The 23,682-nt window shown below is 72.7% G+C and carries 23 protein-coding genes; 6 read left to right on the top strand and 17 right to left on the bottom strand.

What is annotated here, in order from left to right; translation table 11 throughout:
- Positions 1–3: 3 nt before the first annotated feature.
- The 13 genes from ACZ56L_RS04005 to ACZ56L_RS03945 all read right to left on the bottom strand — a co-directional run bounded on the left by ACZ56L_RS04005 (position 4) and on the right by ACZ56L_RS03945 (position 14,865).
- Positions 4–669: a 5'-methylthioadenosine/S-adenosylhomocysteine nucleosidase family protein gene (locus ACZ56L_RS04005; protein ID WP_471061226.1), complete on the bottom strand. Its 666-nt coding sequence runs from the start codon at positions 667–669 to the stop codon at positions 4–6.
- Between the two features lie 31 nt (positions 670–700).
- Positions 701–2,731 (bottom strand): squalene--hopene cyclase, encoded by a 2,031-nt coding sequence (gene shc / locus ACZ56L_RS04000; RefSeq protein WP_471061224.1) that lies wholly within the window; start codon positions 2,729–2,731, stop codon positions 701–703.
- 140 nt (positions 2,732–2,871) lie between these two features.
- Positions 2,872–3,963 (bottom strand): polyprenyl synthetase family protein, encoded by a 1,092-nt coding sequence (locus ACZ56L_RS03995; protein ID WP_468684657.1) that lies wholly within the window; start codon positions 3,961–3,963, stop codon positions 2,872–2,874.
- Complete coding sequence (gene hpnE / locus ACZ56L_RS03990) at positions 3,960–5,351, bottom strand: hydroxysqualene dehydroxylase HpnE (protein WP_345218682.1); 1,392 nt, start codon at positions 5,349–5,351, stop codon at positions 3,960–3,962. Before hpnE ends, ACZ56L_RS03995 begins: the two co-directional genes overlap by 4 nt.
- Positions 5,352–5,568: 217 nt before the next feature.
- On the bottom strand, positions 5,569–6,507 hold the full coding sequence (gene hpnD / locus ACZ56L_RS03985) for a presqualene diphosphate synthase HpnD (RefSeq protein WP_345218679.1): 939 nt from the start codon (positions 6,505–6,507) through the stop codon (positions 5,569–5,571).
- An 8-nt stretch (positions 6,508–6,515) separates the two neighbouring features.
- Positions 6,516–7,418: a squalene synthase HpnC gene (gene hpnC / locus ACZ56L_RS03980; protein ID WP_471061220.1), complete on the bottom strand. Its 903-nt coding sequence runs from the start codon at positions 7,416–7,418 to the stop codon at positions 6,516–6,518.
- 416 nt (positions 7,419–7,834) lie between these two features.
- Positions 7,835–8,623, bottom strand: coding sequence for an ABC transporter ATP-binding protein (locus ACZ56L_RS03975; RefSeq protein WP_345218675.1), 789 nt, complete (start codon positions 8,621–8,623; stop codon positions 7,835–7,837).
- On the bottom strand, positions 8,616–9,545 hold the full coding sequence (locus tag ACZ56L_RS03970) for an ABC transporter permease (protein ID WP_345218672.1): 930 nt from the start codon (positions 9,543–9,545) through the stop codon (positions 8,616–8,618). The genes ACZ56L_RS03975 and ACZ56L_RS03970 overlap by 8 nt, the downstream gene beginning before the upstream one ends.
- Before the next feature lie 117 nt (positions 9,546–9,662).
- Positions 9,663–10,508, bottom strand: a complete 846-nt coding sequence (locus tag ACZ56L_RS03965) for a glycosyltransferase family 2 protein (RefSeq protein WP_345219106.1) — start codon at positions 10,506–10,508, stop codon at positions 9,663–9,665.
- A 50-nt stretch (positions 10,509–10,558) separates the two neighbouring features.
- Positions 10,559–11,302: a CDP-alcohol phosphatidyltransferase family protein gene (locus ACZ56L_RS03960; protein WP_401759354.1), complete on the bottom strand. Its 744-nt coding sequence runs from the start codon at positions 11,300–11,302 to the stop codon at positions 10,559–10,561.
- Positions 11,303–11,315: 13 nt separating this feature from the next.
- A complete protein-coding gene (locus ACZ56L_RS03955) occupies positions 11,316–12,383 on the bottom strand; it encodes an iron-containing alcohol dehydrogenase family protein (protein WP_345218668.1) in 1,068 nt (355 codons plus the stop codon).
- Positions 12,371–13,108: a phosphocholine cytidylyltransferase family protein gene (locus ACZ56L_RS03950; RefSeq protein WP_471061216.1), complete on the bottom strand. Its 738-nt coding sequence runs from the start codon at positions 13,106–13,108 to the stop codon at positions 12,371–12,373. Before ACZ56L_RS03950 ends, ACZ56L_RS03955 begins: the two co-directional genes overlap by 13 nt.
- Entirely contained in the window at positions 13,105–14,865 is a 1,761-nt protein-coding gene (locus tag ACZ56L_RS03945) for a DUF5941 domain-containing protein (RefSeq protein WP_471061694.1), read from the bottom strand. Before ACZ56L_RS03945 ends, ACZ56L_RS03950 begins: the two co-directional genes overlap by 4 nt.
- Before the next feature lie 412 nt (positions 14,866–15,277).
- Between ACZ56L_RS03945 and ACZ56L_RS03940 the strand changes: the two genes are divergently transcribed.
- The 3 genes from ACZ56L_RS03940 (at position 15,278) to idi (ending at position 18,471) form a co-directional block, all read left to right on the top strand.
- Positions 15,278–16,219, top strand: coding sequence for a cation diffusion facilitator family transporter (locus ACZ56L_RS03940; RefSeq protein ID WP_345218665.1), 942 nt, complete (start codon positions 15,278–15,280; stop codon positions 16,217–16,219).
- Between the two features lie 242 nt (positions 16,220–16,461).
- On the top strand, positions 16,462–17,697 hold the full coding sequence (locus ACZ56L_RS03935) for a GNAT family N-acetyltransferase (protein ID WP_471061691.1): 1,236 nt from the start codon (positions 16,462–16,464) through the stop codon (positions 17,695–17,697).
- Between the two features lie 168 nt (positions 17,698–17,865).
- The gene (idi, locus tag ACZ56L_RS03930; protein WP_345218663.1) at positions 17,866–18,471 is read left to right on the top strand and encodes an isopentenyl-diphosphate Delta-isomerase; all 606 of its coding nucleotides are present in this window, start codon (positions 17,866–17,868) and stop codon (positions 18,469–18,471) included.
- A 7-nt stretch (positions 18,472–18,478) separates the two neighbouring features.
- Here idi and ACZ56L_RS03925 read toward each other — a convergent pair whose 3' ends face one another.
- Positions 18,479–19,030 (bottom strand): ATP-binding protein, encoded by a 552-nt coding sequence (locus ACZ56L_RS03925; RefSeq protein WP_380837696.1) that lies wholly within the window; start codon positions 19,028–19,030, stop codon positions 18,479–18,481.
- Between the two features lie 117 nt (positions 19,031–19,147).
- Entirely contained in the window at positions 19,148–19,810 is a 663-nt protein-coding gene (locus ACZ56L_RS03920; protein ID WP_345218661.1) for an HdeD family acid-resistance protein, read from the bottom strand.
- A gap of 88 nt (positions 19,811–19,898) precedes the next feature.
- Here ACZ56L_RS03920 and ACZ56L_RS03915 point away from each other — a divergent pair, with 88 nt between their 5' ends.
- Entirely contained in the window at positions 19,899–20,657 is a 759-nt protein-coding gene (locus ACZ56L_RS03915) for an enoyl-CoA hydratase/isomerase family protein (protein ID WP_471061211.1), read from the top strand.
- 22 nt (positions 20,658–20,679) lie between these two features.
- Here ACZ56L_RS03915 and ACZ56L_RS03910 read toward each other — a convergent pair whose 3' ends face one another.
- Both ACZ56L_RS03910 and ACZ56L_RS03905 read right to left on the bottom strand, forming a co-directional pair.
- Entirely contained in the window at positions 20,680–21,306 is a 627-nt protein-coding gene (locus ACZ56L_RS03910; RefSeq protein WP_345218656.1) for a DJ-1/PfpI family protein, read from the bottom strand.
- 40 nt (positions 21,307–21,346) lie between these two features.
- A complete protein-coding gene (locus ACZ56L_RS03905; protein WP_345218652.1) occupies positions 21,347–22,339 on the bottom strand; it encodes a GlxA family transcriptional regulator in 993 nt (330 codons plus the stop codon).
- 168 nt (positions 22,340–22,507) lie between these two features.
- On the opposite strand from ACZ56L_RS03905, the gene ACZ56L_RS03900 reads away from it, so the two are divergent.
- Positions 22,508–23,377 (top strand): SCO6745 family protein, encoded by an 870-nt coding sequence (locus tag ACZ56L_RS03900; RefSeq protein WP_345218649.1) that lies wholly within the window; start codon positions 22,508–22,510, stop codon positions 23,375–23,377.
- A 101-nt stretch (positions 23,378–23,478) separates the two neighbouring features.
- Complete coding sequence (locus ACZ56L_RS03895; protein ID WP_468684634.1) at positions 23,479–23,613, top strand: LPFR motif small protein; 135 nt, start codon at positions 23,479–23,481, stop codon at positions 23,611–23,613.
- The last annotated feature ends 69 nt before the right edge of the window (positions 23,614–23,682 follow it).

The raw sequence follows: 23,682 nt of genomic DNA, 5'->3' as shown, positions 1-23,682 counted from the left end.
GGCTCACCTCCTGGGGAGCAGCGAAGAACGGTGCCATTCGTAGAACGCCGGAAGAACATGGCGCAGAACACGGAAAGCCGATATTCCACCGCTGAGGGTGCCGAGCCGCAGGAGCTCGTGCTCGGGTGCGTCCACGACCACCCGGACGGCGGCAACGGGCCTGGGCCCGGCCCGCAGGGCGCCTGCGAGGACCGCCGCGGACTCCATGTCCACGGCGATCGCGCCCTCCGCGCGCAGCGCGGCCCGTTCGGCCGTTCCGCGCACGACGTGGTCGCTGCCGGTCAGCGGCCCGGTGTGGACCGCCCGCTCCGGGAGCGCTCTGGCCACCGCGTCGGCCAGCAGCGCCACGTCCGTACAGGCCGTGGCGCCGCGGCGGTCGCGGGTCTCGGTGGCGACCACGAGGTCGCCGGGGCGCATGCCGGCGGCGAGCCCGGCGCAGAAACCGGACGCGATGACGGCGGCGTCCCTGGCCGGGCCCCCCTCGGCGAGGGTGCGGGCGACGGCGTAGTCGGCGGCCTCGGGGCCCATTCCGGTACGGAGCACGAGGACGGGCCCCGCCGCGCCGCCGCGGTCGCCGCCGCGCAGGGCGAGGCGTTCGACGCCGAGCGCGCAGGCGATCAGCAGCGGCCGGGTACTGCCGGGTCCGGGTGCACCCGGGGTTCGGGTCAATGCGGCCCCCTTGAGCGGGCGGTGGTCCTCTTCAGGACCGGGAGGTCGGGAAGACGGGCTCCCCGTGGACGTACCGGCCGAGCGCGGTGAGCGGGAACACCTGCCGGTAGAGGTGGTAGTTGATGGAGAAGTCCCAGGGGAAGCCGGTGCCGGTGAAGTACGGCTCGTCCCAGGAGCCGTCGGGAAGCTGGGTCCCGGCGAGCCAGGCCACGCCCCGCTCGGTGGCCTTCGACCCGCTCTCCCCGGCCGCGATCAGCGCGAGGAGCGCCCAGGCGGTCTGCGAGGCGGTGGACACCCCGTGCCCGGCCCAGCCCGGTTCCTTGTACGAGCGCAGGTCCTCGCCCCAGCCGCCGTCGTCGTTCTGCACGGATTCCAGCCAGGCCACCGCGCGGCGGATGGCGGGGTGCGATCCGGGCAGTCCGGCGGCGGTGAGGGCGGGCACCACGGAGCCGGTGCCGTAGACGTAGTTGACGCCCCAGCGGCCGAACCAGGCACCGCTGGGCTCCTGTTCGGCGAGCAGCCAGGTGATGCCGCGCCGGGTGCGCGGGTGGTGGGCCTTGCCCTCGACGGCCAGCATCTCCACCACGTGGGCGGTGACGTCGGCGGACGGCGGGTCGATGACCTCGCCGAAGTCGCAGAACGGCAGCCGGTTGGGGAAGCCGCTGGTGTTGTCGGCGTCGAAGGCGCCCCAGGCGCCGTTCTTGGACTGCATCCCGAGGTTCCAGCGCACTCCGCGCGCGATGGCGCCCTCCATCCGGTCGCGGTCGGGGTGGGCGACGCGGCGCAGGGCGAGGATGACTTCGGCGGTGTCGTCGATATCGGGGTAGTTGTCGTTGTGGAACTCGAACGCCCAGCCGCCGGGCGGGAGTTCGGGCCTGCGCACCGCCCAGTCGCCGGGCCGTACGATCTCCTCCGCCAGCATCCAGTCGGCGGCCTTGACCAGCGCCGGGTGGTCGGCGGGAACTCCGGCGTCGGCGAGCGCGATGGTGGCCAGGCAGGTGTCCCAGACCGGGGACTGGCACGCCTCGACCATGCGGGCCCCGTCCTGGCGCCAGACCGCGAACCGGTCCAGCGACGCCAGCCCGGCCTTCATCACCGGGTGTTCGAGGTCGTATCCCAGCAGGTGGAGGGCGATCAGCGAGTACACGGCGGGCGGCTGGATGCCGCCCCAGCAGCCGTCGTTCTCCTGTCGTTCGATGATCCACCGGGCGGCCGCCTTCATCGCGACGCGCCGCAGCGGCGGCGGGGCGATGCGGTGGTAGACGTGCAGCGCCTTGTCGAGCCGCTGGAAGAAGCCGTCCCAACTGGCCGGTGGGGCGAGCGGCTTGAGCGGCGCGGGGTTGCGCCGGTCCGTGTGCAGCTCGTCCAGCGCGAAGGGCGCGGGCCGCACGGGGCGCTGCGCGGAGACCACCGTGAGCGGCACGATCGTCTGCCGTGCCCAACAGCCGAAGTCGTAGATGTTGAGAGGGACCCACTTGGGGAAGAAGATCAGCTCGGGTGGGAGTTCCGGCAGGTCGTCCCACTTCCACCAGCCGAAGAGGGCCAGCCAGATCCGGGTGAAGACCCGGCTCGCGGCGATCCCGCCCCGGGCCCGCACCCAGGCCGCGGCCCGCGCCATGTGGGGCTCGTCGGGGAGGTCCCCGGCCAGCCGCAGGGCGACGTACGCCTCGATGGTGGCGGAGAGGTCCCCGGGTCCCTGGTAGAAGGTGGCCCAGGTGCCGTCCTCGCGCTGTTCGCCCCGGATGAACAGGGCGGCCGCCTGGACGGTCCGCTCGTCCTGGATCCCGAGGAACTGCCGCAGCAGCAAGTCTTCGGCGTCCATGGTCACATTGGTTTCCAGGTCGCCCTTCCACCAACCCTGCGCGTCCTGCCGGGCGAGCAGGTTCTCCGTCGCCCGCTCCACGGCCAGCCGGGCCGCGTCGCGCACGTCGGGTGCGGCGGCGGCCGTGGCGGCGGTGGTCGTGGCGGCGGTGGTCGTCGTAGGAATCGAAATGGTCGTCTGGCTGGCCGAAGTCGCCCCGGGGTCCACAACCCCGCTGCTTCCGTCGGTCGTCGCTGTCATGGTTTCCCCTTCGTGCAGGTGGACTTCTGCTGTGCTGGGGTTTCCGTCGTCCGGGCCGCCGTTCAAGGCGGCCCGGACGGCGACTGCTCGGGGGTCCGGGGGCTAGCCCCCGGGAGAGCCGTGGGTGCGCCGGGCGGCCGTCACCTCTTGCGTACGACCACGAAGTCGGCGAGCGCGGTCAACTGCGCCCGCACCCGTTCCGGCATGTCGACGCCGTGCAGTGCCTCGATGGCGACCGCGTGCTGGCGGCGGGCCTCCTGAGTGGTCCACTCGCGGCCGCCCGCCTCCTCGATGAGGGCCGCGCGCATGGCGAACTCCTCCTCGGAGAAGGTGTCGAAGTCCTGGGACTCGGCGTCCGCCTTGAGCAGTTCGCCGAGCTTCTCGGAGGCGGTTCCGCCCGCGGCGAGCGCGGCGACGACCGGCAGCGACTTCTTGCGCTGGCGCAGGTCGCTCCAGGTCTGCTTGCCGGTCGAGCCGGGGTCGCCCCAGATGCCGAGCAGGTCGTCGACGGCCTGGAAGGCGAGGCCGAGGTGGTAGCCGTACGCCTCCAGGGTGTCGGCGGTCCTGTCGTCGGCGCCGCCGAGGACCGCGCCGATGGACACCGCGCAGGCGAGGAGGGCGCCGGTCTTGTTGCCCTCCATCTCCAGGCACTCCTCGACGGTGACCCGCTCGCGGTGCTCGAAGGAGATGTCCTGCGCCTGGCCGTCGATCAGCTTGCGCGTCGCGGTGGTCAGCCGGCGGGTGGCCCGTCCCGCCTCGACCGTGCCGATCTCCAGCAGGAGTTCGTTGGCGAGCGCGAAGAGCGCGTCGCCCACGAGGATCGCCTGGGCCGGGCCGTGCACCTTCCACACGGTGTCGCGGTGGCGGCGCTGCTCGTCGCCGTCCATCAGGTCGTCGTGCAGCAGCGAGAAGTTGTGCACGAGCTCCACGGCCACCGCGCCGGGCACGCCGACCTCGGGGGTGGCGCCCGCGGCCTCCGCGGACAGCAGGGCCAGCGCCGGGCGCACGGCCTTGCCGCCGTCGCCGTCGGCGGGCCGGCCCTGGGCGTCGATCCACCCGAAGTGGTAGGCCGCGACGGTGTCCATGGGCGGCGCGAGCCGGTCCACGGCGGCACGCAGCACCGGGGCGGACAGGTCCCTGCCGCGCTCCAACAGCGCCGCGATGTCCACGGTGTCGACAGCCGGGTTCGCCGGGGTCACAGGCTCTCCTCTTGTTCCATAACTGATGCTCATGCCGCCTCCAGTGGCGGAAGTTCATAGGGGCGGCCGAGTGCGGAGAGCGTCGCCTGCGCGGCACTGAGACCGCTGCGCACGGCGCCTTCCATGGTCGCGGGCCAGCCGGTGGCGGTCCACGCCCCGGCCAGGTACAGCCCCGGCGCACGGGTGCGCGCTCCGGGGCGCAGGCGCCCGACGCCGGGTGTGGGGGCGAACGTCGCGGTGCGCTCCCGGGTGACGAAGAAGTCCCGTACCTGCGCCGTCCGCGTCGCGGGCAGCAGCCGCTCCAGTTCGGGCAGGTAGCGCTGCCTCAGCTCGGCGACGGGCGCGTCGATCTCGTCGACGGCGTCGGACTGCGAGAGGGCCAGGTACTGGCCGCCGCCGGTGAGCCCCGAGGCCCCGGTGCGGTCGAAGACCCACTGGACGGGCGTGCCGAGGGCGGCGAAGAAGGGCTTGCGCAGCACCTTGCGGTCGTACACGACGTGGACGTTGAGGATCGGCGAGACGCCGATCTCCCGGATCCGGTCCTGCTCGTCCAGCGCCCCCTTGGGCAGCAGGGCGTGCGTCTCCTTCTGCGGCACGGCCAGCACGACGGCGTCGGCCGCGATCCGCTCCCCGCCCGCCTCGACGACCCAGCCGCCCTTCTTCGTACGGGTCAGGGCGTCCGCCCTGGTGCGCACCTCGGTCCGCACCCCGGCCGCGTCGAGGGCCTTGCGGGCCCGGGTGTCGTGCAGCTCGCCGAGCGGGACGTGGGCCCAGCCGATGTCGGCGGCTCCGGGGTCGGAGAGGAGGCCGGTCTTGAAGACCTTGGCGGCGAGCCCGAGCGAGGCCTGCGGCGCGCGCACGTTGAGGGTGGCGACGCCGACCAGGTCCCAGAGCGCCTCGATGGTGCGCGGCGACTGGCCGTGCTGGGCGAGCCAGGTCGCGAAGTCGACGTCGTCCAGCGCGGGGTCGTCCGGGTCGAGCCCCTTGAGCGCGAGCGCCGCCCGCCCGACGGAGGCCCGTTCGGCCATCGACAGGTGCGGGTAGGTGGCGAGGCTCGCGGCCAGGTGCAGCGGTACGGGCAGGGCCGCACGCCGCAGCGTCCCCAGCCGGGGCCCGCGCGGGTCGCCGACGTCGAGCACCGGCACTTCGAGCCGGCGTTGCAGCGGCGCGAGCGCGGCGGCGTCCACGCGGTCCAGGAACCACCGGTAGGCGGTGCAGCAGCGCAGGTAGACGTGCTGTCCGTTGTCGACGGTCAGGTCGCCGCGCTGGAAGGAGAACGCGAGACCGCCGAGCCGGGGCCGCCCCTCCAGCAGCGTGACGCGCACGCCCGCGGCCGCGAGTTCGAGGGCGGCCGTGACGCCGGCGAGGCCTCCGCCGACGACGACGGCAGTGGGCGCGGGCGGCATGGTGTGGTCCGTCATGCACCCTCCCCCGGGTGTTGTGCCGTGCGGAACGCTACTGCGGCCGGTGCGGCCGCAGTCGTTGCCTTCAGGGACGCGTCAGGCCAGCGGAGGGTTGCGCACCGGTTCGACGCATTCGGCGGATTCTGCCGCTTTCGCTCGTTGCGCACCGTGCACCCCGTGTGCGGCTTGCGCGCCGAGTTCGGATGTTTCACGTGAAACGCTCTTCCCGGCCCTTTCAAGGACGCCTCCGGGCGGTCTGCCGGGAGATGTGGCGCGCGTCGAGCCCGGAGAGACCGCGCACGGCGACGTACGCCTTCTCGTGCCCGGGCAGCGAGACGCGGCCGCGCAGGACGGCCTCGGGGTCGCGCTCGATGCGGTCCAGGAGCCTGCGGTAGATGCCCGCCATGGCGGCGACGCAGGCGCCGGAGCGCCGGTCGAGGTGGGGCAGCAGCCGGTAGCCCTCGGCGAAGAGGGCGCGGGCGCGCCGCACTTCGAAGTGCACCAGACCCGCGAAGTCGGAGCCGGGCGGCGGGGCGGAGCCGTGGAAGCCGTCCGCGCAGCCGAACTTGGCGAGGTCCTCGGCCGGCAGGTAGGTGCGCCCGTTGCCGGCGTCCTCGCGGACGTCGCGCAGGATGTTGGTGAGCTGGAGGGCGAGGCCGAGCGTATCGGCGTACTCGGGGGCGCGGTCGGCGTCCCGTGCGCCGGACGGCGTGCCGAACACGCCGAGCGAGAGCCGACCGATGGCGCCGGCGACGCACCGGCAGTAGACCTTCAGGTCGTCCCAGGTCTCGTACGTCGCCTCGTGGACGTCCATCAGGACGCCGTCGATGAGTTCGTCGAGTCCGCCGAGCGGGATCGGGAAGCGGCGGGCGGCGTCGGTGAGCGCGACGGCCACCGGGTCGGTGTCGTCCTCCTCGATGTCGCCCGCGCTGATCCGCGCGAGCAGGGCCCGGGTCTCCCCGAGCCGCTTCTCCTTGACCTCGGGCGGCAGCGTGCCGTCGCCGATGTCGTCCACGCGCCGGGAGAAGGCGTAGAGCGCGGACATCGCGTTGCGCTTGTCGGTGGGCAGCAGCCGGATGCCGTACGCGAAGTTGCGTGCCTGCTGTCCGGTCACCGCCTCGCAGTAGCTGTACGCGGCGAGTACCGGTGCGGACGTCTCGTGGTGTTGCTCCATGGTCCGGCTCACCCCTCTCTTCGCAGAGTCGCTCCCACTTCGCGCAGCAGACTGAGCTTGGTGGGCTTGGGCGGTCCAGAAAGCACGTCGAAACCGGCGGTGTGCACCGCCTTGAGGGCGGCGCGGCCGCCGGCGACGAAACCGGCCAGCAGAAGCCTCAGTCTGCCGTGCACGCTACCCACGAGCGGGATCCCTTCATTCAGCAGGCGCGCGGCACGTTCGGCCTCGAAGGCGATCAGCGAGCGCACCGAGGAGTTGGCGCTCGGCGCGGCGAGATCGTGCTCGGACACGCGGAAGCGCCGCATGTCTTCGGCCGGGAGGTAGATCCGGTTCCGGGCCAGGTCCTCGGCGACGTCCTGGAGGTGCTCGACGAGCTGGAGCCCGGTGCAGACGGCGTCGGAGCGGCGGACGCGTTCGGGGCTGGTGGTGCCGGTGAGGGCGAGGACCAGGCGGCCGACCGGGTTGGCGGACTTCTCGCAGTAGGCGAGGAGGTCCTCGTACGTCGCGTAGCGCGTGACCTTCTGGTCCTGCCGGTTGGCCTCGATCAGCCCGAGGAAGGGCCCGGGGGTGAGGGCGCGGCGGCGGACGGTGGGCTGGAGGGCCAGCAGCAGCGGGTGGCGCGGCGTGGAGTCGAAGACCCGGTGCAGGTCGGCCTCGAAGGCGTCCAGCAGGGCGAGCCGGTCGTCCGTCTGCCGCGGGTCGAGGCCGAGGAGTTCCGCGTCCCGGCCGCCGGGGGCGAGGTCGCCGTCGCCGATGTCGTCGACCAGGCGCGCGTACCCGTAGACGGCCATGAGGTCGTCGCGCCAGGCGCGGGGCAGGAAGAAGGGGGCCACGGGGAAGTTCTCGTCCGCGGCCTTGTCGAGGGTGCTGCGCTCAGGGGCGCCGGGGGACGCCTCCCGGACTCCGGTCATCGCCGACCGCCCTCCACGAGGACGGCGAGAGCATCTCGGAGCTGGAGAATTCCCACTGCCATTGCCGTCACACCTCCCGTTCTACACTGCCGACTCAAAACATCCCATTTCGGACACGCCGCCCGTCGACCGACGGCGGAGAGTGCTCTGAGGCGGGGCCCCGGGGGAGCAATAGCCCCACTTGCCGCGAATCAGCACCGGTACAGCTTACGTCGTACAACGCGAAGCATCTCCTCGGGGTGTTGCGCGCATCACGACAACGCGCCCGAGGGACCCAACCTTCCCCGGGGACGGGCCAGTTGCCGCGGCGGCCGGATCCTGACGCCCCGTCGGGCCGGTCCGGACGCCCGCCGCCCCGACGCACCGGCAGGGCCCCCACCGGTTCCGGCGGGGGCCCTGCGGGGAGGGAGCCGGCGCTACTTGCCGGTCTCCTTCTCGTACGCCTTGACGACCTCGTCGGTGGGGCCGTCCATCAGCAGTTCGCCCTTCTCCAGCCACAGGACGCGGTCGCAGGTGTCCCTGATCGACTTGTTGCTGTGGCTGACCAGGAAGACCGTGCCGGCCTCCTTGCGGAGCTCCCGGATCCGCTGCTCCGAGCGGATCTGGAACTTCCGGTCACCGGTGGCCAGCGCCTCGTCGATCATCAGGACGTCGTGGTCCTTGGCCGCCGCGATGGAGAAGCGCAGGCGCGCCGCCATGCCGGAGGAGTACGTCCGCATCGGAAGGGTGATGAAGTCGCCCTTCTCGTTGATGCCGGAGAAGTCGACGATGCCCTGGTAGCGCTCGCGGATCTGCTCGCGCGACATGCCCATGGCGAGACCGCCGAGGATGACGTTGCGCTCGCCGGTCAGGTCGTTCATCAGCGCCGCGTTGACGCCCAGCAGCGAGGGCTGGCCGTCGGTGTAGACCTTGCCGCTCTCGGCGGGCAGGAGCCCAGCGATGGCGCGCAGCAGGGTGGACTTGCCGGAGCCGTTGGAGCCGATGAGGCCGATGGCCTCGCCGCGGTAGGCGGTGAAGGTCACCCCGCGCACGGCGTGCACCTTGCGCACGCCGCGGGCCTCGTCGGCCTTCTTGCCGCGCAGGATGCGGTTGAGGGCGGCGGTCGCGCCGCCCTTGCCGCCGCCACCGGTGTTGACCCGGTAGACGATGTGCACGTCGTCGGCGATGACCGTGGGGACGCGGCCCTTGTTGTTGTCCTCAGCCACGGCCGTAACGCTCCTCAGACTTCCAGAAGTACACGAAGCCGAGCGCCCCGAAGAGCACCGCCCAGACCACCGCGGCCAGCCAGACGTGCGGCGGGAGGTTCTCCGAGCCGTACCCGTCGATCAGTGCGAAGCGCATCAGGTCCATGTAGACGGCGGCCGGGTTCCACTGGAGGACGTCGGCGATCCAGGCCGGCCGGTCCTTCAGCATCTCCGTGATGCTGAACATGACGCCGGAGGCGTACATCCAGGTGCGCATGATGAAGGGCATCAACTGCGCGAGGTCCGGGGTCTTGGACCCCAGCCGCGCCATGATCAGCGCCAGGCCGGTGTTGAAGGTGAACTGGAGCACCAGCGTCGGGATCACCAGCAGCCACGACAGCCGCGGAAGGTTGCCGAAGCCCACCACGATCAGCACCAGCACGATCATCGAGTACAGCAACTGCTGGAGCTGCTGCAACGAGAACGAGATGGGCAGCGAGGCCCGGGGGAAGTGCAGGGCGCGCACCAGCCCCAGGTTCCCGGAGATGGCCCGCACGCCCGCCATCGCCGAGCTCTGGGTGAAGGTGAACACGAAGATGCCGGTGACCAGGAACGGGATGTAGACCTCGGTGCTCATCCCCCGCCCGGCCTTCAGGATCAGCCCGAAGATCAGGAAGTAGACCAGCGCGTTGAGCAGCGGGGTCGCCACCTGCCAGAGCTGGCCCAGCTTGGCCTGGCTGTACTGGGCCGCCAGCTTGGCCGAGGAGAACGCCATGATGAAGTGGCGCCGCCCCCACAACTGCTTGACGTACTCGACCAGTCCGGGCCGGGCGCCGCTCACCGAGAGGTGGTACTTGGCGGCGAGCTCCGCCGGGGTCAGTCCCTCGTCGGGAGAGGGAGGGACGCTCATAGCGACCGCTCCGTCTTGGGAAGTGTCACTCACAAGTGGAAACTTTCGTCTTCAAAGATGCGCGAACCGGTGGGCGCCGGAGCGCGGGTATCCGGGTCCCGGGAGACAGAACCCGGTGCCGGCCGCCCCGGGAGGACTGTTCCGAGCCTGTCAGACGACGGGTGGTCGGCCCAGACGGGTCAGCCGCCATACCGTACGCCACTTCATGGGACGGCGCGGACCCGCGGGGGTGCGCCAGCCCTCCTTGAAACCGCCGAACCAGGCCTTGAGCGCCTCCCCCGAGGGACGCCGGGCGAGGGTGAGCAGCAGCCAGACGCCGAGGTAGACCGGCACCAGGGGCGCGGGCAGGTTGCGGCGGGCCAGCCAGACCCGGTTGCGGGCCACCATGCGGTGGTAGGTCGCGTGCCGGGCCGGCGAGGTGGTGGGGTGGTGCAGGACCATGTCGGCGCGGTAGTCGATCGCCCAGCCCGCGTCGAGGGCCCGCCAGGCCAGGTCGGTCTCCTCGTGGGCGTAGAAGAACTCGTCCGGGAGCCCGCCGACCTCCGCGAAGACCTTCGTGCGGACGGCGTTGGCGCCGCCGAGGAAGGTGGTCACGCGGGAGGAGCGCATCGGGTCGGCGGCGCGCAGCCGCGGGACGTGCCGGCGCTGGGTGACGCCGGTGTCCGGGTCGGCGATGCGGAAGCTGATGATGCCGAGCGACGGGTCGGCCTCGAAGGCCCCGCGGCACAGCTCGGCGGTGTCGGTCTTCGGCAGGAGCCCGTCGTCGTCCAGGAAGAGCAGGACGTCGACGTCCGATCCGCCGGGCCCGAACGCCTCGATGCCGACGTTGCGGCCGCCGGGGATGCCGAGGTTCTCGGGCAGGTCCACGGTGCGTACGTCGTCGGGGACGCCGGTGACGGGGGCGCCGTTGCCGACGACCACGATGTCGACCGGGTCGCCGTCCTGCTTGCGGACGGAGTCGATCAGGGCGTTGAGGTCGTCGGGGCGGGTGCCCATCGTGATGACGACCGCGCCCACCTTGAGGGGTCCGGACCCCTGGGCGGCGCTCACTTCAGCCTGCTGGAGGCGAGGATGGACACCAGGTGCAGCAGCGTCTGGAGCAGCGCGACGCCCGCGAAGACGGCGACGCCGAGGCGGGTGAAGAACAGGTCGTCGCGGACCGCGTCGAAGACCGCCAGGACCAGGATCAGCAGCGAGGCCTCGATGCCGAGGATCAGCCGGTGGAACTGGAGCATGGAGGCCAGCCGGCGGGCCAGCGCCATCTTCGAGGAGCGCGGCACGCTCGCCGACTCCGCGACCGGCGGCTTGCCGCCCTGGTGGCGGGCGACGGCGACGAGGTCGGTCTCCGCCTTGATCAGGATCGCGCCGAGCGCGGCCAGGGTGCCGAGGAAGGCCCACAGCCAGTCGATGCGGCCGCTCCCCCAGAGGTCGGCGGCGCGCAGGCCGACGCCCACGAGCACGGCGGCGTCCGTCAGGTACGCGCCGACGCGGTCCAGGTAGACGCCGTTCAGCGAGAACTGCTTCTTCCAGCGGGCCACTTCGCCGTCGACGCAGTCGAGCAGCAGGTAGAGCTGCACGGCGACGACGCCGAGCACCGCGCCCCAGATCCCGGGCACCAGCAGCGCCGGTGCGGCGAGGACGCCGCACACGGTCATGACGTACGTCAACTGGTTGGGGGTGACGCGGGTGTTGACCAGGTACCGGTCGACGCGCAGGGAGATCTCGCGCATGTACAGGCGGCCGCCCCAGTGCTCGCCGCTGCGCCGGTCCTTGACGCCCGCGGGGTGCACGACGGGACGGAGTTCAGCTACTGATGGTCGTCTTGACATAGTCGGCGTAAGCGTCCCTGATCTGGTCTGCGGACAGGTCGAGGTGTTCCAGGATGGTGAAGCGTCCCGGACGGGTCTGGGGGGCGTACTCGACGGCCTGGACGAACTCGTCGACGGTGAAACCGATGTCGCCGGGCAGTACGGGCAGCTCGTGCCTGCGCAGTACGTCGGCGAAGAGCGCGGCCTCCTCCCGGGCGCCGCGCAGGTGCATGGCGAAGGTGGCGCCGATGGCGACCTGTTCGCCGTGCGGGGCGGCGCGCCTGGGGAAGAGCAGGTCGAAGGCGTGGCTGATCTCGTGGCAGCCGCCGGACGCGGGGCGGCTGTCGCCGGCCACGGTCATGGAGATGCCGGTGAGCACCAGGCCCTCGGCGAGCACCTTGAGGAAGGAGTCGTCGCGGATGGTGCCGGGATGGCGCAGCACCGCTTCGCCGGCCTGGCGGGCCATCGCGGCGGCGAGGCCGTCGATGGGGTCGCCGTGCACCTCGTGGGCGAGTTCCCAGTCGGCGACGCAGGAGATGTTGGAGACCGCGTCGCCGATTCCGGAGCGTACGAAACGGTCCGGGGCCTCGCGGATCACGTCGAGGTCGATGACCACGGCGATCGGGGTGGGCACCCCGTAGGAGCCGCGCCCGTTGTCGTTGTCGAGGGTGGCGACCGGGGAGCACAGGCCGTCGTGGGCGAGGTTGGTGGCGACGGCGACCATGGGCAGGCCGACGCGGGCCGCCGCGTACTTCGCGACGTCGATGATCTTGCCGCCGCCGAGGCCGACGACCGCGTCGTAGCGCTGCTTGCCCTTGATGTCGTCGGCGAGCTTGACCGCCGAGTCCAGGGTGCCGTCGGCGACCGGGTACCAGTCGGCGTCGGGCAGGTCGGGCGCGAGGCGCTCGCGCAGGGCCTGCCCGGAGCCGCCGCTGATGGCGATGGCGAGGCAGCCCGAGCCGGAGATCCGCTGGTCCGCGAGGAGGCCGGCGAGGTCGTCCAGGGCGCCCCGGGAGACGTCGACGGTCAGCGGAGAGGGGATCAGGCGGGTCAGTACTGGCACGCGATCTCCCGGCCCTTGGCGAGGTCGTCGTGGTTGTCGATCTCGACCCACTTCACGTCGCCGATCGGGGCGACGTCGATGCGGAAGCCGCGGTTGACGAGCTCCTGGTAGCCGTCCTCGTAGTAGAGGTCGGGGTCGCGCTCGAAGGTCGTCTTCAGGGCGTCGGCCAGCTCGTCGGCGGCCTCGCCCTCGATGAGGGTGACGCCGATGTACTCGCCGGTGGCGGTCGCCGGGTCCATCAGCTTGGTGATCCGGCTGACGCCCGTGGCGGGGTCGACGATCACCTTCATCTCCTCGTCGGCGAGCTGCTTCTCCGTGTCCAGCGCGAGGATGATCTTCTTGCCGTCGCCGCGGGCGGCGAGCAGCGTCCGCTCGACGGAGACGGGGTGCACGGTGTCGCCGTTGGCGAGGATCACCGTGTGCCGGACGGCGTCCCGGCCGCACCACAGGGAGTAGGCGTTGTTCCACTCCTCGGCCTTGTCGTTGTCGATCAGGGTGATGCTGAGGCCGTACTTCGCCTCCAGGGCCGCCTTGCGGTCGTAGACGGCCTCCTTGCGGTAGCCGACGATGATCGCGACGTCGGTGAGGCCGATCTCGGCGAAGTTGCCGAGGGTGAGGTCGAGGATCGTGGTGTCGCCGTCCACCGGCACGAGGGCCTTGGGGAGCGTGTCGGTGTAGGGACGCAGACGCCGTCCGGCGCCCGCCGCCAAAACCAGGCCGATCATGCGGTTTCTCCTTCGTCGTGTACGGCGGGTGCTCCCGAGGAGACCCAGAAACGGATGCTCTCGGCGCCCGCCACCAGGGCGATGACCACGGCCAGGACCGTGAGCGCGAGGGGGAGGTCGACGGTGGCCGAGAGGGTGGCGAGGACGACCACCAGCAGGGTGCGGCCCTCGTGTCCGCCGATCGCCCGCACCAGCCGGGCGGGCGGCGCTCCGGTGCCGCCCTTGATGCGGTACACGGTGTCGTAGTGATGGTAGGCGACCGCTGCGACCAGCCCGAATGCGGCGGGAAGGGCGCCTGCGAGGTCCGCCTTGACCGCGAGGACGAGGATCGTGCAGTACTCGGCGATCCGGAAGACCGGCGGGACCAGCCAGTCGAGGGCGCCCTTGAGGGGGCCGCTGACGGCGAGGCCGGAGAGGCCGGCGTAGACGACCGCGCCGGGGATCAGGCGCCAGTCGCCGAACGGCAGGACGAGGGCCGGGACCAGCACCAGGAGCGCGCCGAGACCCGCGACGACGAAGGCGGGCTTCCAGCGCCCGCCCCCGGCCCCGGCGGCCAGTTCGGCCAGCGGCCCGGAGTCGGCCAGGTCCGCCAGTGCCTGCGCGGCCCGGTCGGTGCGGGTGGCGCGCCGGGTCAGCGAGCGCAGGACACGGCCGGCGGTGGTGTAGCAGGCGGCGAAGGCACAGCCGACGAGCAGGGCGTAGAAGACGACGCGGGGGGTGGTGAGCGCCGTCAGGACGGCGATCATCGCCCAGCGTTCGCCGATGGGCAGCACGATCATGCGCCGCACCCAGACCGTCCAGCCGACGCTGTCCAGCTTGTCGGAGAGGGCGGCGGTGGGGCTGGTGTTGCCGGTGGCGTCGTGGTTGGCCTCGTTGAAGGAGAAGTCCACGACGTGCCGGCAGGTCTGGAGCACCATCGCGCCCAGCGCCAGGGCCCATACGTCGTCACCGCCGCGGATCGCGCCGAGGGCGAGGCCCGCGTAGTAGGCGTACTCCTTGGCGCGGTCGAACGTGGCGTCGAGCCAGGCGCCCATCGTCGAGTACTGGAGCGAGTAGCGGGCGAGCTGCCCGTCGGTGCAGTCCAGGACGAAGGAGAACAGCAGCAGGAGGCCGGCCGCGACGTAGCCGCCCCGGGTGCCGGTGGCCGCGCAGCCCGCCGCGATCAGCGCGGTGACCAGGGAGGCGGTGGTGACCTGGTTCGGGGTGAAGCCGCGGCGCGCGCACCAGCGGGCGAGGTAGCGGGAGTAGGGGCTGACGCAGTACGTGGTGAAGAACCCGTCGCGGGACTTCACGGCGGTGCGCAGCCGGACCGCCTCGTCGTCGACGGCGGCGACGGCCCGCTCGGCGGCGGTGCGGGACGCGGTGTCGGCCGGCACGGCCGCGACGAGCGAGCCGAGTTCCGGACGCTGCACGGCGACGCCCTCGGCGTCGAGCGCGGCCGCGAGCTCGTCGGGCGAGCCCGGTGCGGTGCGCGCGGCCCGGCTGAGGGCGGCGCGCGCCTCGGGCTGCGCGGTGAGCGCGCCGGTGACGGCGGCCGCCGGGAAGCGGGGATCGGTCAGGCCCAGGCGCAGGGAATGCAGGTGGCCGACGAACCGGGGGTCGACGAGCGCGACGCGTTCACCCGCGGGCGTCTCGTCGAGCAGCCTCGCGGCCTGGGAGGGGTCGGCTGCGGACCGTACGTCGAATCCCAGCGACCGCAGCTCGCCTTCGAGCGACGACCCGGGTACCGGCGGGCCCGTGAGGATGGCGGTCGACAGACGAACTCACTCCTTGGACAAGGCTGACAGGGCTTCGGAAAACCGCAACGGGAAAGCCCGCGCACGGGCGGGCGGGGCGGCATCGGCAGAGGCTATCGGATGAACGGAACCTTGATTTCACTGCCGTTCAGGCTTCCGGCAGCACCTCGCCGGGCGACGCCGGGGCCGCCGCGATCATCATGGTCGATTCCCGCCCCGGCTAACAAACCGCCTCTGCGGGGCCGGGCCCCCGGCCGGGCGCGGCCGGGGGCACGAGATCGTTCCGGCGCTCTGACCTGCGTACATTTTCCCAGGTCAGAGCACATGACAACGGTGTTCAGTCCCGGCTTGCCCATACCCCCCACCCGTAGTTCACTGGGTGGCGGGCCGCACGGTCCGACACCATTCGTCATGTCTCAGGAGGCGGCTCTTCATGGGGGCTGGGCACGATCACGGGCATTCGCACGGCGGGCCGCCGCCCACGGGCACGGCGGCCGCGGCCTACAAGGGGCGGCTGCGCATGGCCCTGGCCATCACCCTGAGTGTGATGGTGGTCGAGATCGTCGGCGGCGTGCTGTCCGACTCCCTCGCCCTCATCGCCGACGCCGCGCACATGGCGACGGACGCGCTGGGGCTGGCGATGGCGCTCCTGGCGATCCACTTCGCCAACCGGCCGCCCACCCGGAACGCCACGTTCGGGTACGCCCGGGCGGAGATCCTGGCGGCGCTGGCGAACTGTCTGCTGCTGCTCGGGGTCGGCGGGTACGTCCTGATCGAGGCGGTGCAGCGGTTCATCACTCCCGCCGAGACCAAGGGCGGCCTGGCGATCGTCTTCGCCCTGGTCGGCCTGGTGGCCAACATGATCTCGCTGTCGCTGCTGGTCAAGGGGCAGAAGGACAGTCTGAACGTGCGCGGCGCCTATCTGGAGGTGCTGGCGGACGCGCTCGGCTCGGTGACCGTGCTGGTGTCGGCGACCGTGATCCTGCTGACGGGGTGGACGTACGCGGACCCGATCGCCTCGCTGGTGATCGGCCTGATGATCGTCCCCCGCACGGTGAAGCTGCTGCGCGAGACCCTGTCGGTGCTGCTGGAGGCGGCGCCCAAGGGCGTGGACATGGCAGAGGTCCGTGAGCACATCCTGGGGACGCCCGGCGTGGAGGACGTGCACGACCTGCACGCCTGGACGATCACCTCGGGGATGCCGGTGCTGTCGGCGCACGTGGTGGTCAGTCAGGACGTGCTGGACTCGGTGGGGTACGAGAAGGTGCTGCACGAGTTGCAGGGGTGCCTCGGGGACCACTTCGACGTCGAGCACTGCACCTTCCAACTGGAGCCGGGCGGACACGCGGTGCACGAGGCGAAGGTCTGCCACTGAGGCCGCCGGGGCGCCGGGGCGGCTGTTAAAGTGATCGAAGAGACGTTCGGTCTCGGACGAAACGTGAGTGATGAAGGGTGATGAGTCGATGACTGTCGTGACGCGCGCTGCTGCCCGCGGCATACGGACCGTCCTCATCGCCCGGCCCCTCGGCTGACCCCGTCACCTTTCCGGTTCATCCGTGGGGGCCCTTTCCTGACAAGGGATCCACGTTGTCCGACAACGTCTTCTTCGACGCCTTCATGACCCTGCACCGCGGCCTGCCCCGGCAGAGCCCCGGTTCGGACCGCACCACCCGGCACCTCCTCTCCCTGGCCGCCCTCGCGGGCCCGCTGCCCGAACGGCCGCGCGTCCTGGACCTGGGCTGCGGCCCCGGCCGGGCGTCGCTGCTGCTCGCCGAGGAGGCCGGTGCGCGGGTGACCGCCGTCGACCTCCACGAGCCGTTCCTCGACGAGCTGCGCGAGGCCGCCGCCGCCCGGGGGCTCGGCGACGCGATCCAGGCCGTCAACGCCGACATGGGCGCCCTCGACGGGCCCGCGTTCCCGGACGGGTCCTTCGACCTGGTCTGGGCCGAGGGTTCGGCGTACAGCATCGGCTTCGACACCGCTCTGGCGCGGTGGAAGCGGCTGCTCGCCCCGGGCGGCGTGCTCGTCGCCTCCGACTGCGAATGGGTCGCCGAGCGGCCGTCGGCGGGTGCCCGTGCCTTCTGGGACCCGCGGTACCCGCTGCGCTCGCGCGCCGATCACGCGGCGGCGGCCGTCGCCGCCGGGTACGACGTCCTCGGTGCGTACCTCCAGCCGGAGAGCGACTGGGACGAGTACTACGGCCCCCTGGGCGAGCGCGTCGAGCGCGCCGATCCGGCCGTGCCCGGCATGGCCGGGGCCCTCGCGACGAGCCGTGAGGAGATCGCGGTCCGCCGTGCGCACGGAGCGGACTACGGGTACACCGGGTACGTGCTGCGGCCCGTCGACCCGCGCTGGCGGACCCGGCCGGAGACGGCCGCCGACATCGCGGCCGTGCACGCCGTCAACGCCGCCGCCTTCGCGACCAGGGCCGAGGCGGACCTGGTGGAGGCGCTGCGCGAGGACCCCGGCGCCTGGCTGGACGGACTCTCCTACGTCGCCGAGGCGCCGGACGGCACGGTGGCGGCGTACGCCCTGATCACCCGCTGCCACGTCGGCGGCGCCCCGGCGGCCGCGCTGGCGCCCGTCGCGGTCCACCCCCGGTTCCAGCGGCAGGGCGCGGGGGCCGCGGTCGTCCGGGCGGTGACCGACGCCGCCCGCGCCCGTGGGGAGAAGCTGCTGCTGGTGCTGGGGCACCCGGAGTACTACCCGAGGTTCGGGTTCGCCCCGGCGTCCCGGCTGGGCATCAGGCCCGGTTTCCAGGTGCCGGACGAGGCCATGACGGCGCTCGTGCTGGACGACGGGGCGCGACTGCCGCGCGGTGAGATCACGTACCCGGCGGCGTTCGGGGTCTGATCCGGCCGCCGGAGGGGAAGTCCTGCCCCTGTCGCACCCGCGACAGGGGCAGGCCCCCGCGGCCCCGCGCGTATTTCGCCTCCCGTGCGGACGACGTCCGGGCGAAGTACGGACAAGAGGCTTTTGTACGGCAGACTTGGCAGCCGGGCACCGAAGCGAAGGATGGTTATGCCGACCACACCAGCCACTGCGGCGAACAGCGCTCAGAACGGATCAGCGGGCGCCGAGGCCCCCGAGATCCTCCTCGAACTGGTCGACGAGAGCGGCAACACCATCGGCACCGCGGAGAAGCTCTCCGCCCACCAGCCCCCCGGGCAGCTGCACCGCGCGTTCTCCGTCTTCCTCTTCGACGAGACGGGACGGCTGCTGCTCCAGCAGCGCGCGCTCGGCAAATACCACTCCCCCGGCGTGTGGTCCAACACCTGCTGCGGCCACCCGTACCCCGACGAGGGCCCCTTCGCGGCGGCCGCCCGGCGTACGCACGAGGAGCTGGGCGTCTCCCCCACGCTCCTCGCGGAGGCCGGCACGGTCCGCTACAACCACCCGGACCCGGCGTCCGGGCTGGTCGAGCAGGAGTTCAACCACCTCTTCGTCGGGCTGGTGCAGTCGTCGCTGCGCCCGGACCCGGAGGAGGTCGGGGACACCGCGTTCGTGACGCCCCGGGAACTGGCCGAGCAGCACGCGAAGGACCCGTTCTCCGCGTGGTTCATGACCGTGCTGGACGCGGCGCGGCCCGCCATCCGGGAGCTGACCGGCGACGCGGTGGGCTGGTAGCCCCGTTTCAGCGCGGAGTGAGCGGCAGGGCGGCCCAGATGACCTTGCCGCCGCTCGCGGTGTGCTCGACGTCGCAGGCGCCGCCGGACTCGGCGGCGATCTCCCGCACCAGCAGCAGGCCGCGCCCGCCGGTCTGCGCGTAGTCCGTCTCCAGCGGCCGCGGGCGGTAGGGGTGGCTGTCCTCCACGGACACCCGTATCCAGTCCGCGCCGACCGCCACCTCCACGGCCAGCTCCGGGGAGAGCAGCGCCGCGTGCTTGACGGCGTTGGTGACGAGCTCGGAGACGATCAGCAGGAGGCCCTGCACGAGGTCGTCGGACGCGGGCACCCGCTGGCGCCGGATCAGGTCGCGGACGGCGTGCCGGGCCTGGGGCACGGAGATGTCGACAGCGGGGGCGGTGAAGCGCCAGACGCCCTCGTAGGGCCGGGGCGGCCCCGCGGACTCCTCCGGGCCCGCCGGCCCGTCGCCCGGTGGGGCGTCCACGGCCCCGTCCGGGGGTGGGGCGCTCCCACGGCTCTCCATCATCGGGCACCCGCCCTCACGCTCGGTCGTGACCACGGTTCGAGTGTTCGCGGCCCAGCGGTCCGTACCAGCGCGCTGATCACAAGTTGACGGCAATCGGCGGATGGCGACCGGAACTGCAAGCACTGACGGCGGTTTCCGTCCGTTTGGCCGTCAGTGCGCCGACCGGTCCTGGCCTTCCGGCTTCTGGAAGCCGGTCCTGTGCGGAGGCTGTACGGGAGGCCGCCCGGGGGTGGCTGCGGTGTCGGGCTCCATCGCCTCCGACACCATGGACACCACCCGGCGGCCGCCGAACCCGATGGAGACCAGGCCGAGTCCGTCGAAGAGCAGCGCCAGCGAGAAGAAGGTGCCGAGCACGTACAGGCTGGAGTGCGGCCAGTCGAAGAGCACCAGGATGCCCAGCAGCAGGCCGAATGCGCCCTGCACGAGGGTCCACCCGAACTGCGGGCCGCGCACCACCAGGCTGCCGACCACCCGGAAGAGACCGCCGGTGAGGAAGAGCAGCGCGGCGAACATGGTCAGGGCTTCCGCGCTGCCGACGGGATTGCGGATGACGACGATGCCCGCGGCGATGTTGAGGGCGGCGACGACGACGCCGAGCCAGAAGAAGCTGGTGCCGCGCGACTGGACGGACTGGAGCAGTCCGACGAGTCCGCCGACCAGCAGCAGCCAGCCGAACAGCAGCATGGAGGTGAGGGTGGCGAGGCCGGTGTAGACGAGCCCGACGACGCCGCCGATCACCAGCAGGACGCCGAGGAACGCCAGCCAGCCGAAGTCGCGGCTCAGCTTCTTGCTCTCGCGGGTCTGTCGCATCATGTGCGCGCTCCTCGGTAGGCCCCCGTGGCTGCCTCGGCCCCCCGATGCACCGATCATAGGTTCGGGCGGGGCGGATAGCATCCGGCCCATGCAACGGCTTCCCCGGGTGACGCACTCCCTCGCCGGCTCGACCGCGACGGTGGTGCTGAGCAACCCCGCCAAACGCAACGCGATGACCGCGGACATGTGGCGCGAGCTGCCGGAACTGCTGGCCCGGCTGGCCGCCGATCCGACGGTGCGGGCACTGGTCCTCACGGGTGACGGGCCGACGTTCTGCGCGGGGGCGGACATCTCCTCCCTGCGCGATGCCGCGGAGTCCGGCAGCGCGCCGCAGGAGCTGGCGGTACGGGCCGAGGAGGCGCTGGCCGCCTTCCCGAAGCCGACGCTGGCGGCGGTGCGGGGGTACTGCGTGGGCGGCGGCAGCCAGCTCGCGGCGGCCTGCGACCTCAGGTTCGCGGAGGAGGGGGCCCTCTTCGGGGTGACGCCGGCGAAGCTGGGGATCGTCTACCCGGCGTCCTCGACCCGGCGGCTGGCGGCGCTGATCGGCCCGGCGGCCACCAAGTACCTGCTCTTCTCGGGCGAGCTGATCGACACCGGCCGCGCGCTGCGCACGGGCCTGGTGGACGAGGTGCTGCCGGAGGGCGAGCTCGGCAAGCGGGTGGCGGAGTTCACGCGCGTCCTGGTGTCGCGGTCGCAGCTCACGCAGGCGGCGGCGAAGGAGTTCGCGGACGGGCGCACCGACCGCGACGGGCACTGGGCCGAACAGGCGCGCGGCAGCGGCGACACCGCGGAGGGGGTCGCCGCCTTCCTGGAGCGCAGATCGCCGCGCTTCACCTGGAGCCCCTGAGAGAAGGGGTGGTGACGTCGCGTCAGGTCTGGAGTTCGCTCCGGCAGAACGCGACCACCTCGGCCGGGGCCTTGTCCGGCGAGCCGGCGTCGTACGGCGGCTGCGGGTCGTACTCGGTCATCAGCTGGATGACCTGCGCGACCATGTCCCCCTGGAGGCGGCCCGCCAGGGTCAGGCCCATGTCGATGCCGGAGGAGACGCCGGCGGCGGTGACGTACTTGCCGTCGAAGACGACCCGCTCCCCGGTCGGGCGGGCGCCCAGGGACTCCAGGGTGTCCATCGCCAGCCAGTGGGTGGTGGCGCGGCGGCCGGTGAGGAGGCCCGCGGCGGCGAGGGCCAGCGAGCCGGTGCAGACGGAGGTGGTCCAGGTCGTGGTGGGGTCGACGGCCCGGAGCCAGTCCAGGAGGGCCTTGTTCCCGGTCTGGTTCACCGGGTCGGGGCCGCCGGGGACGACGACGACGTCGGGGCGGGTCACCTCGGCGAAGGTCCTGGTGGCGACCACGGAGAGGCCGCCCCGGTCGTTGCGGACGGGGCCGGTCCGCTCGGCCACGAGGACGGTCTCGGCGCCGGGCAGGTTGCCGAGGGTCTCGTAGGGGCCGACGGCGTCGAGGGCGGTGAAGTTCTCGTACAGGGCGATGGCGATCTGCATGACGGTGCACGCCTTTCGGGGTGGCAGGGCTGGTGGTGCGTCAGCCGGTGGGGGTCGTGCCGCGGAAGCGGCGGCGGTATTCGGCGGGAGCCGTGCCGAGCGCCTTGACGAAGGCGCGGCGCATCGCCTCGGGAGTGCCGTAGCCGCAGGCGCGGGAGACGCACTCGACGCCGTCGGGGCCGTCCTCCAGGAGGCGGCGGGCGTGTTCGAGGCGCACCCGGTCCACGTAGCGGCCGGGGGTGACGCCCGTCTCGGCCTGGAAGGCGCGGGCGAAGTGGCGGGGCGAGAGGCGGGCGCGGGCGGCCAGGGCCTCCACGGACAGGTCGGCCTCGGGGTGCTCGGAGACGTACTGCTGAACGTCGCGCAGGGGTGCGCGCCGGGCGGTCTGGGCGGAGAGCTGGGCGCTGAACTGGGCCTGGTTGCCCGGGCGGCGCAGGAACACGACGAGGTGGCGGGCGACGGTCAGGGCGGTGTCCCGGCCGTGGTCCTCCTCGACGAGGGCGAGCGCGAGGTCGATTCCGGCGGTGACACCGGCGGAGGTGGCGATGCGTCCGTCGCGGACGTAGACGGCGTCGGGGTCGACGTCGATCTTCGGATAGGCGCGGGCGAGGTGGCCGGCGACGTCCCAGTGCGTGGCCGCCCGCCGCCCGTCGAGCAGTCCGGCCTCGGCGAGGTAGAAGGCCCCGCTGCACACGGAGACGAGCCGGTCCGCCCGGAGCGCGTGAGCGCGCAGCCAGGCCACGAGCCGGGGGTCGAGGTGCACGGTGCCCGGGCCGCCGGGGACCAGGAGCGTGACGCGGGTGTGCTCGGGCGGGTCGAGCAGGGCGGCGAGGCGGTCGAGGCCGGTGTCCGGGAGGAGGGTGAGGCCGCTGCTGGTGCGGACCGGTCCGCCGTCCACGGAGGCGGTGCGGACCTCGTACGGGGTGCCCGTCGCGACTCCGGCTCCGGCGAAGACCTCGACCGGGCCGGTCACGTCGAGACTCAGCACGCCCTCGAAGAGGACGGCCAGGACGAGATGGCGGTACGCGGTCATGGGCCGGGCTCCTCTCCGGGGCGGTCGGGACGGTGTCCCCCATGGTTCCGCGGGGCGGCGCACGGCCGCAATGACGGGTTCCCCACCTTTCCTGCCGTCGGGACGCGTCCTCCCGCGCCGGGCCGACCCGCCCCGGGCGACGTACTGAGCAGTCGGTAACGTGCAGGCATGACGACTTCCCCGCTGCCCGAACGTGCCGGCCGCCGCTGCCACGGCCCCCTCAACTCGTTGCACTCCACGGTCTACTTCTCGCCCGAGTACGCCCAGGAGCTGTCCGCCGTCGGCATCGTGGACGACGCGGCCCCGTTCATGGTGGGCCGGCTGGCCGCGCTGGGCGCGGTCGGGCCCGGCGTGGTCGCCGCGGCCTTCTACAACTACAACTACGACCTGATCGCCCGGGTCGTCCCCGCGGTCTGGGAGACCGCATCCCCCGAGGCCGTGCTCGGCGCGCGCCTGCGGGCCGCCGACGCGGCGCTGCGCAGGCTGCTCGGGGACGAGGTGATCCGCTCCGCGGAGATGGCGGAGGCGGCGGAGCTGGCCCGCACGGCGACCGAGGCCTGCACCCGGCACGCCCGGCCGCTGTACGCCGCCCACGCCGACCTGCCGTTCCCCGAAGAGGCGCACCTCGCGTTCTGGCACGCGGCGACGCTGCTGCGCGAGCACCGGGGCGACGGCCACCTCGCCGCCCTGCTGCACGCCGGTCTCGACCCGGTGGAGGCGCTGGTCAGCCACACCGCGACCGGGCGGGGCATGAACCCGCGCTGGGTGCTGCGCACCCGGGGCTGGCGGCGCGCCGACTGGGAGGCGGCCGCCGGACGGCTGCGGGCGCGCGGGCTGCTGGACGCCGACGGCGAACTGACGGAGGCCGGCACCCGGCTGCGGGCCGACGTCGAGGACGTCACCGACCGGCTCGACCTCGCTCCGTACGAACACCTGGGGGCGGCGGGCGTGGCCCGGCTGACCGACCTCGGCCGCGGATTCCTGATGACGGCCGCCGCCGCGGGGGCCTTCCCGGATTCGCTGGTGGGCAAGGGCTGAGACCGGGCGGGTTCGCCCGGGGCGCGGACGGCCACCCGTACCGGGAACGACGTACGGCATCCGTGCCGGACCCGTCCTTGCGGCGGCCGAGGGAGGACCCCGTGTTCCGAGCAGTCGCCGGCGCCCTGCGCACCGTGGGCGGAGCGGTCGCCACCGTCGTGACGCTGCCGTTCCGTCCGTCCGCCGAGCTGTTCGGCGGGGCTTTGGGGGGCGGACGCGGGACCCGCCGGGTGTGAGCCCGTGACCGGCCTGTCGGTCCCGCACGGCAGAATGCAGGTGCGCCCCCGGTGACACAGCCGGGCGGC

This window comes from Streptomyces sp. NPDC039736 (assembly GCF_055596485.1).
The sequence above is the reverse complement of the archived record's forward strand: the minus strand, read 5'-3'. Positions and strand labels throughout refer to the sequence as shown.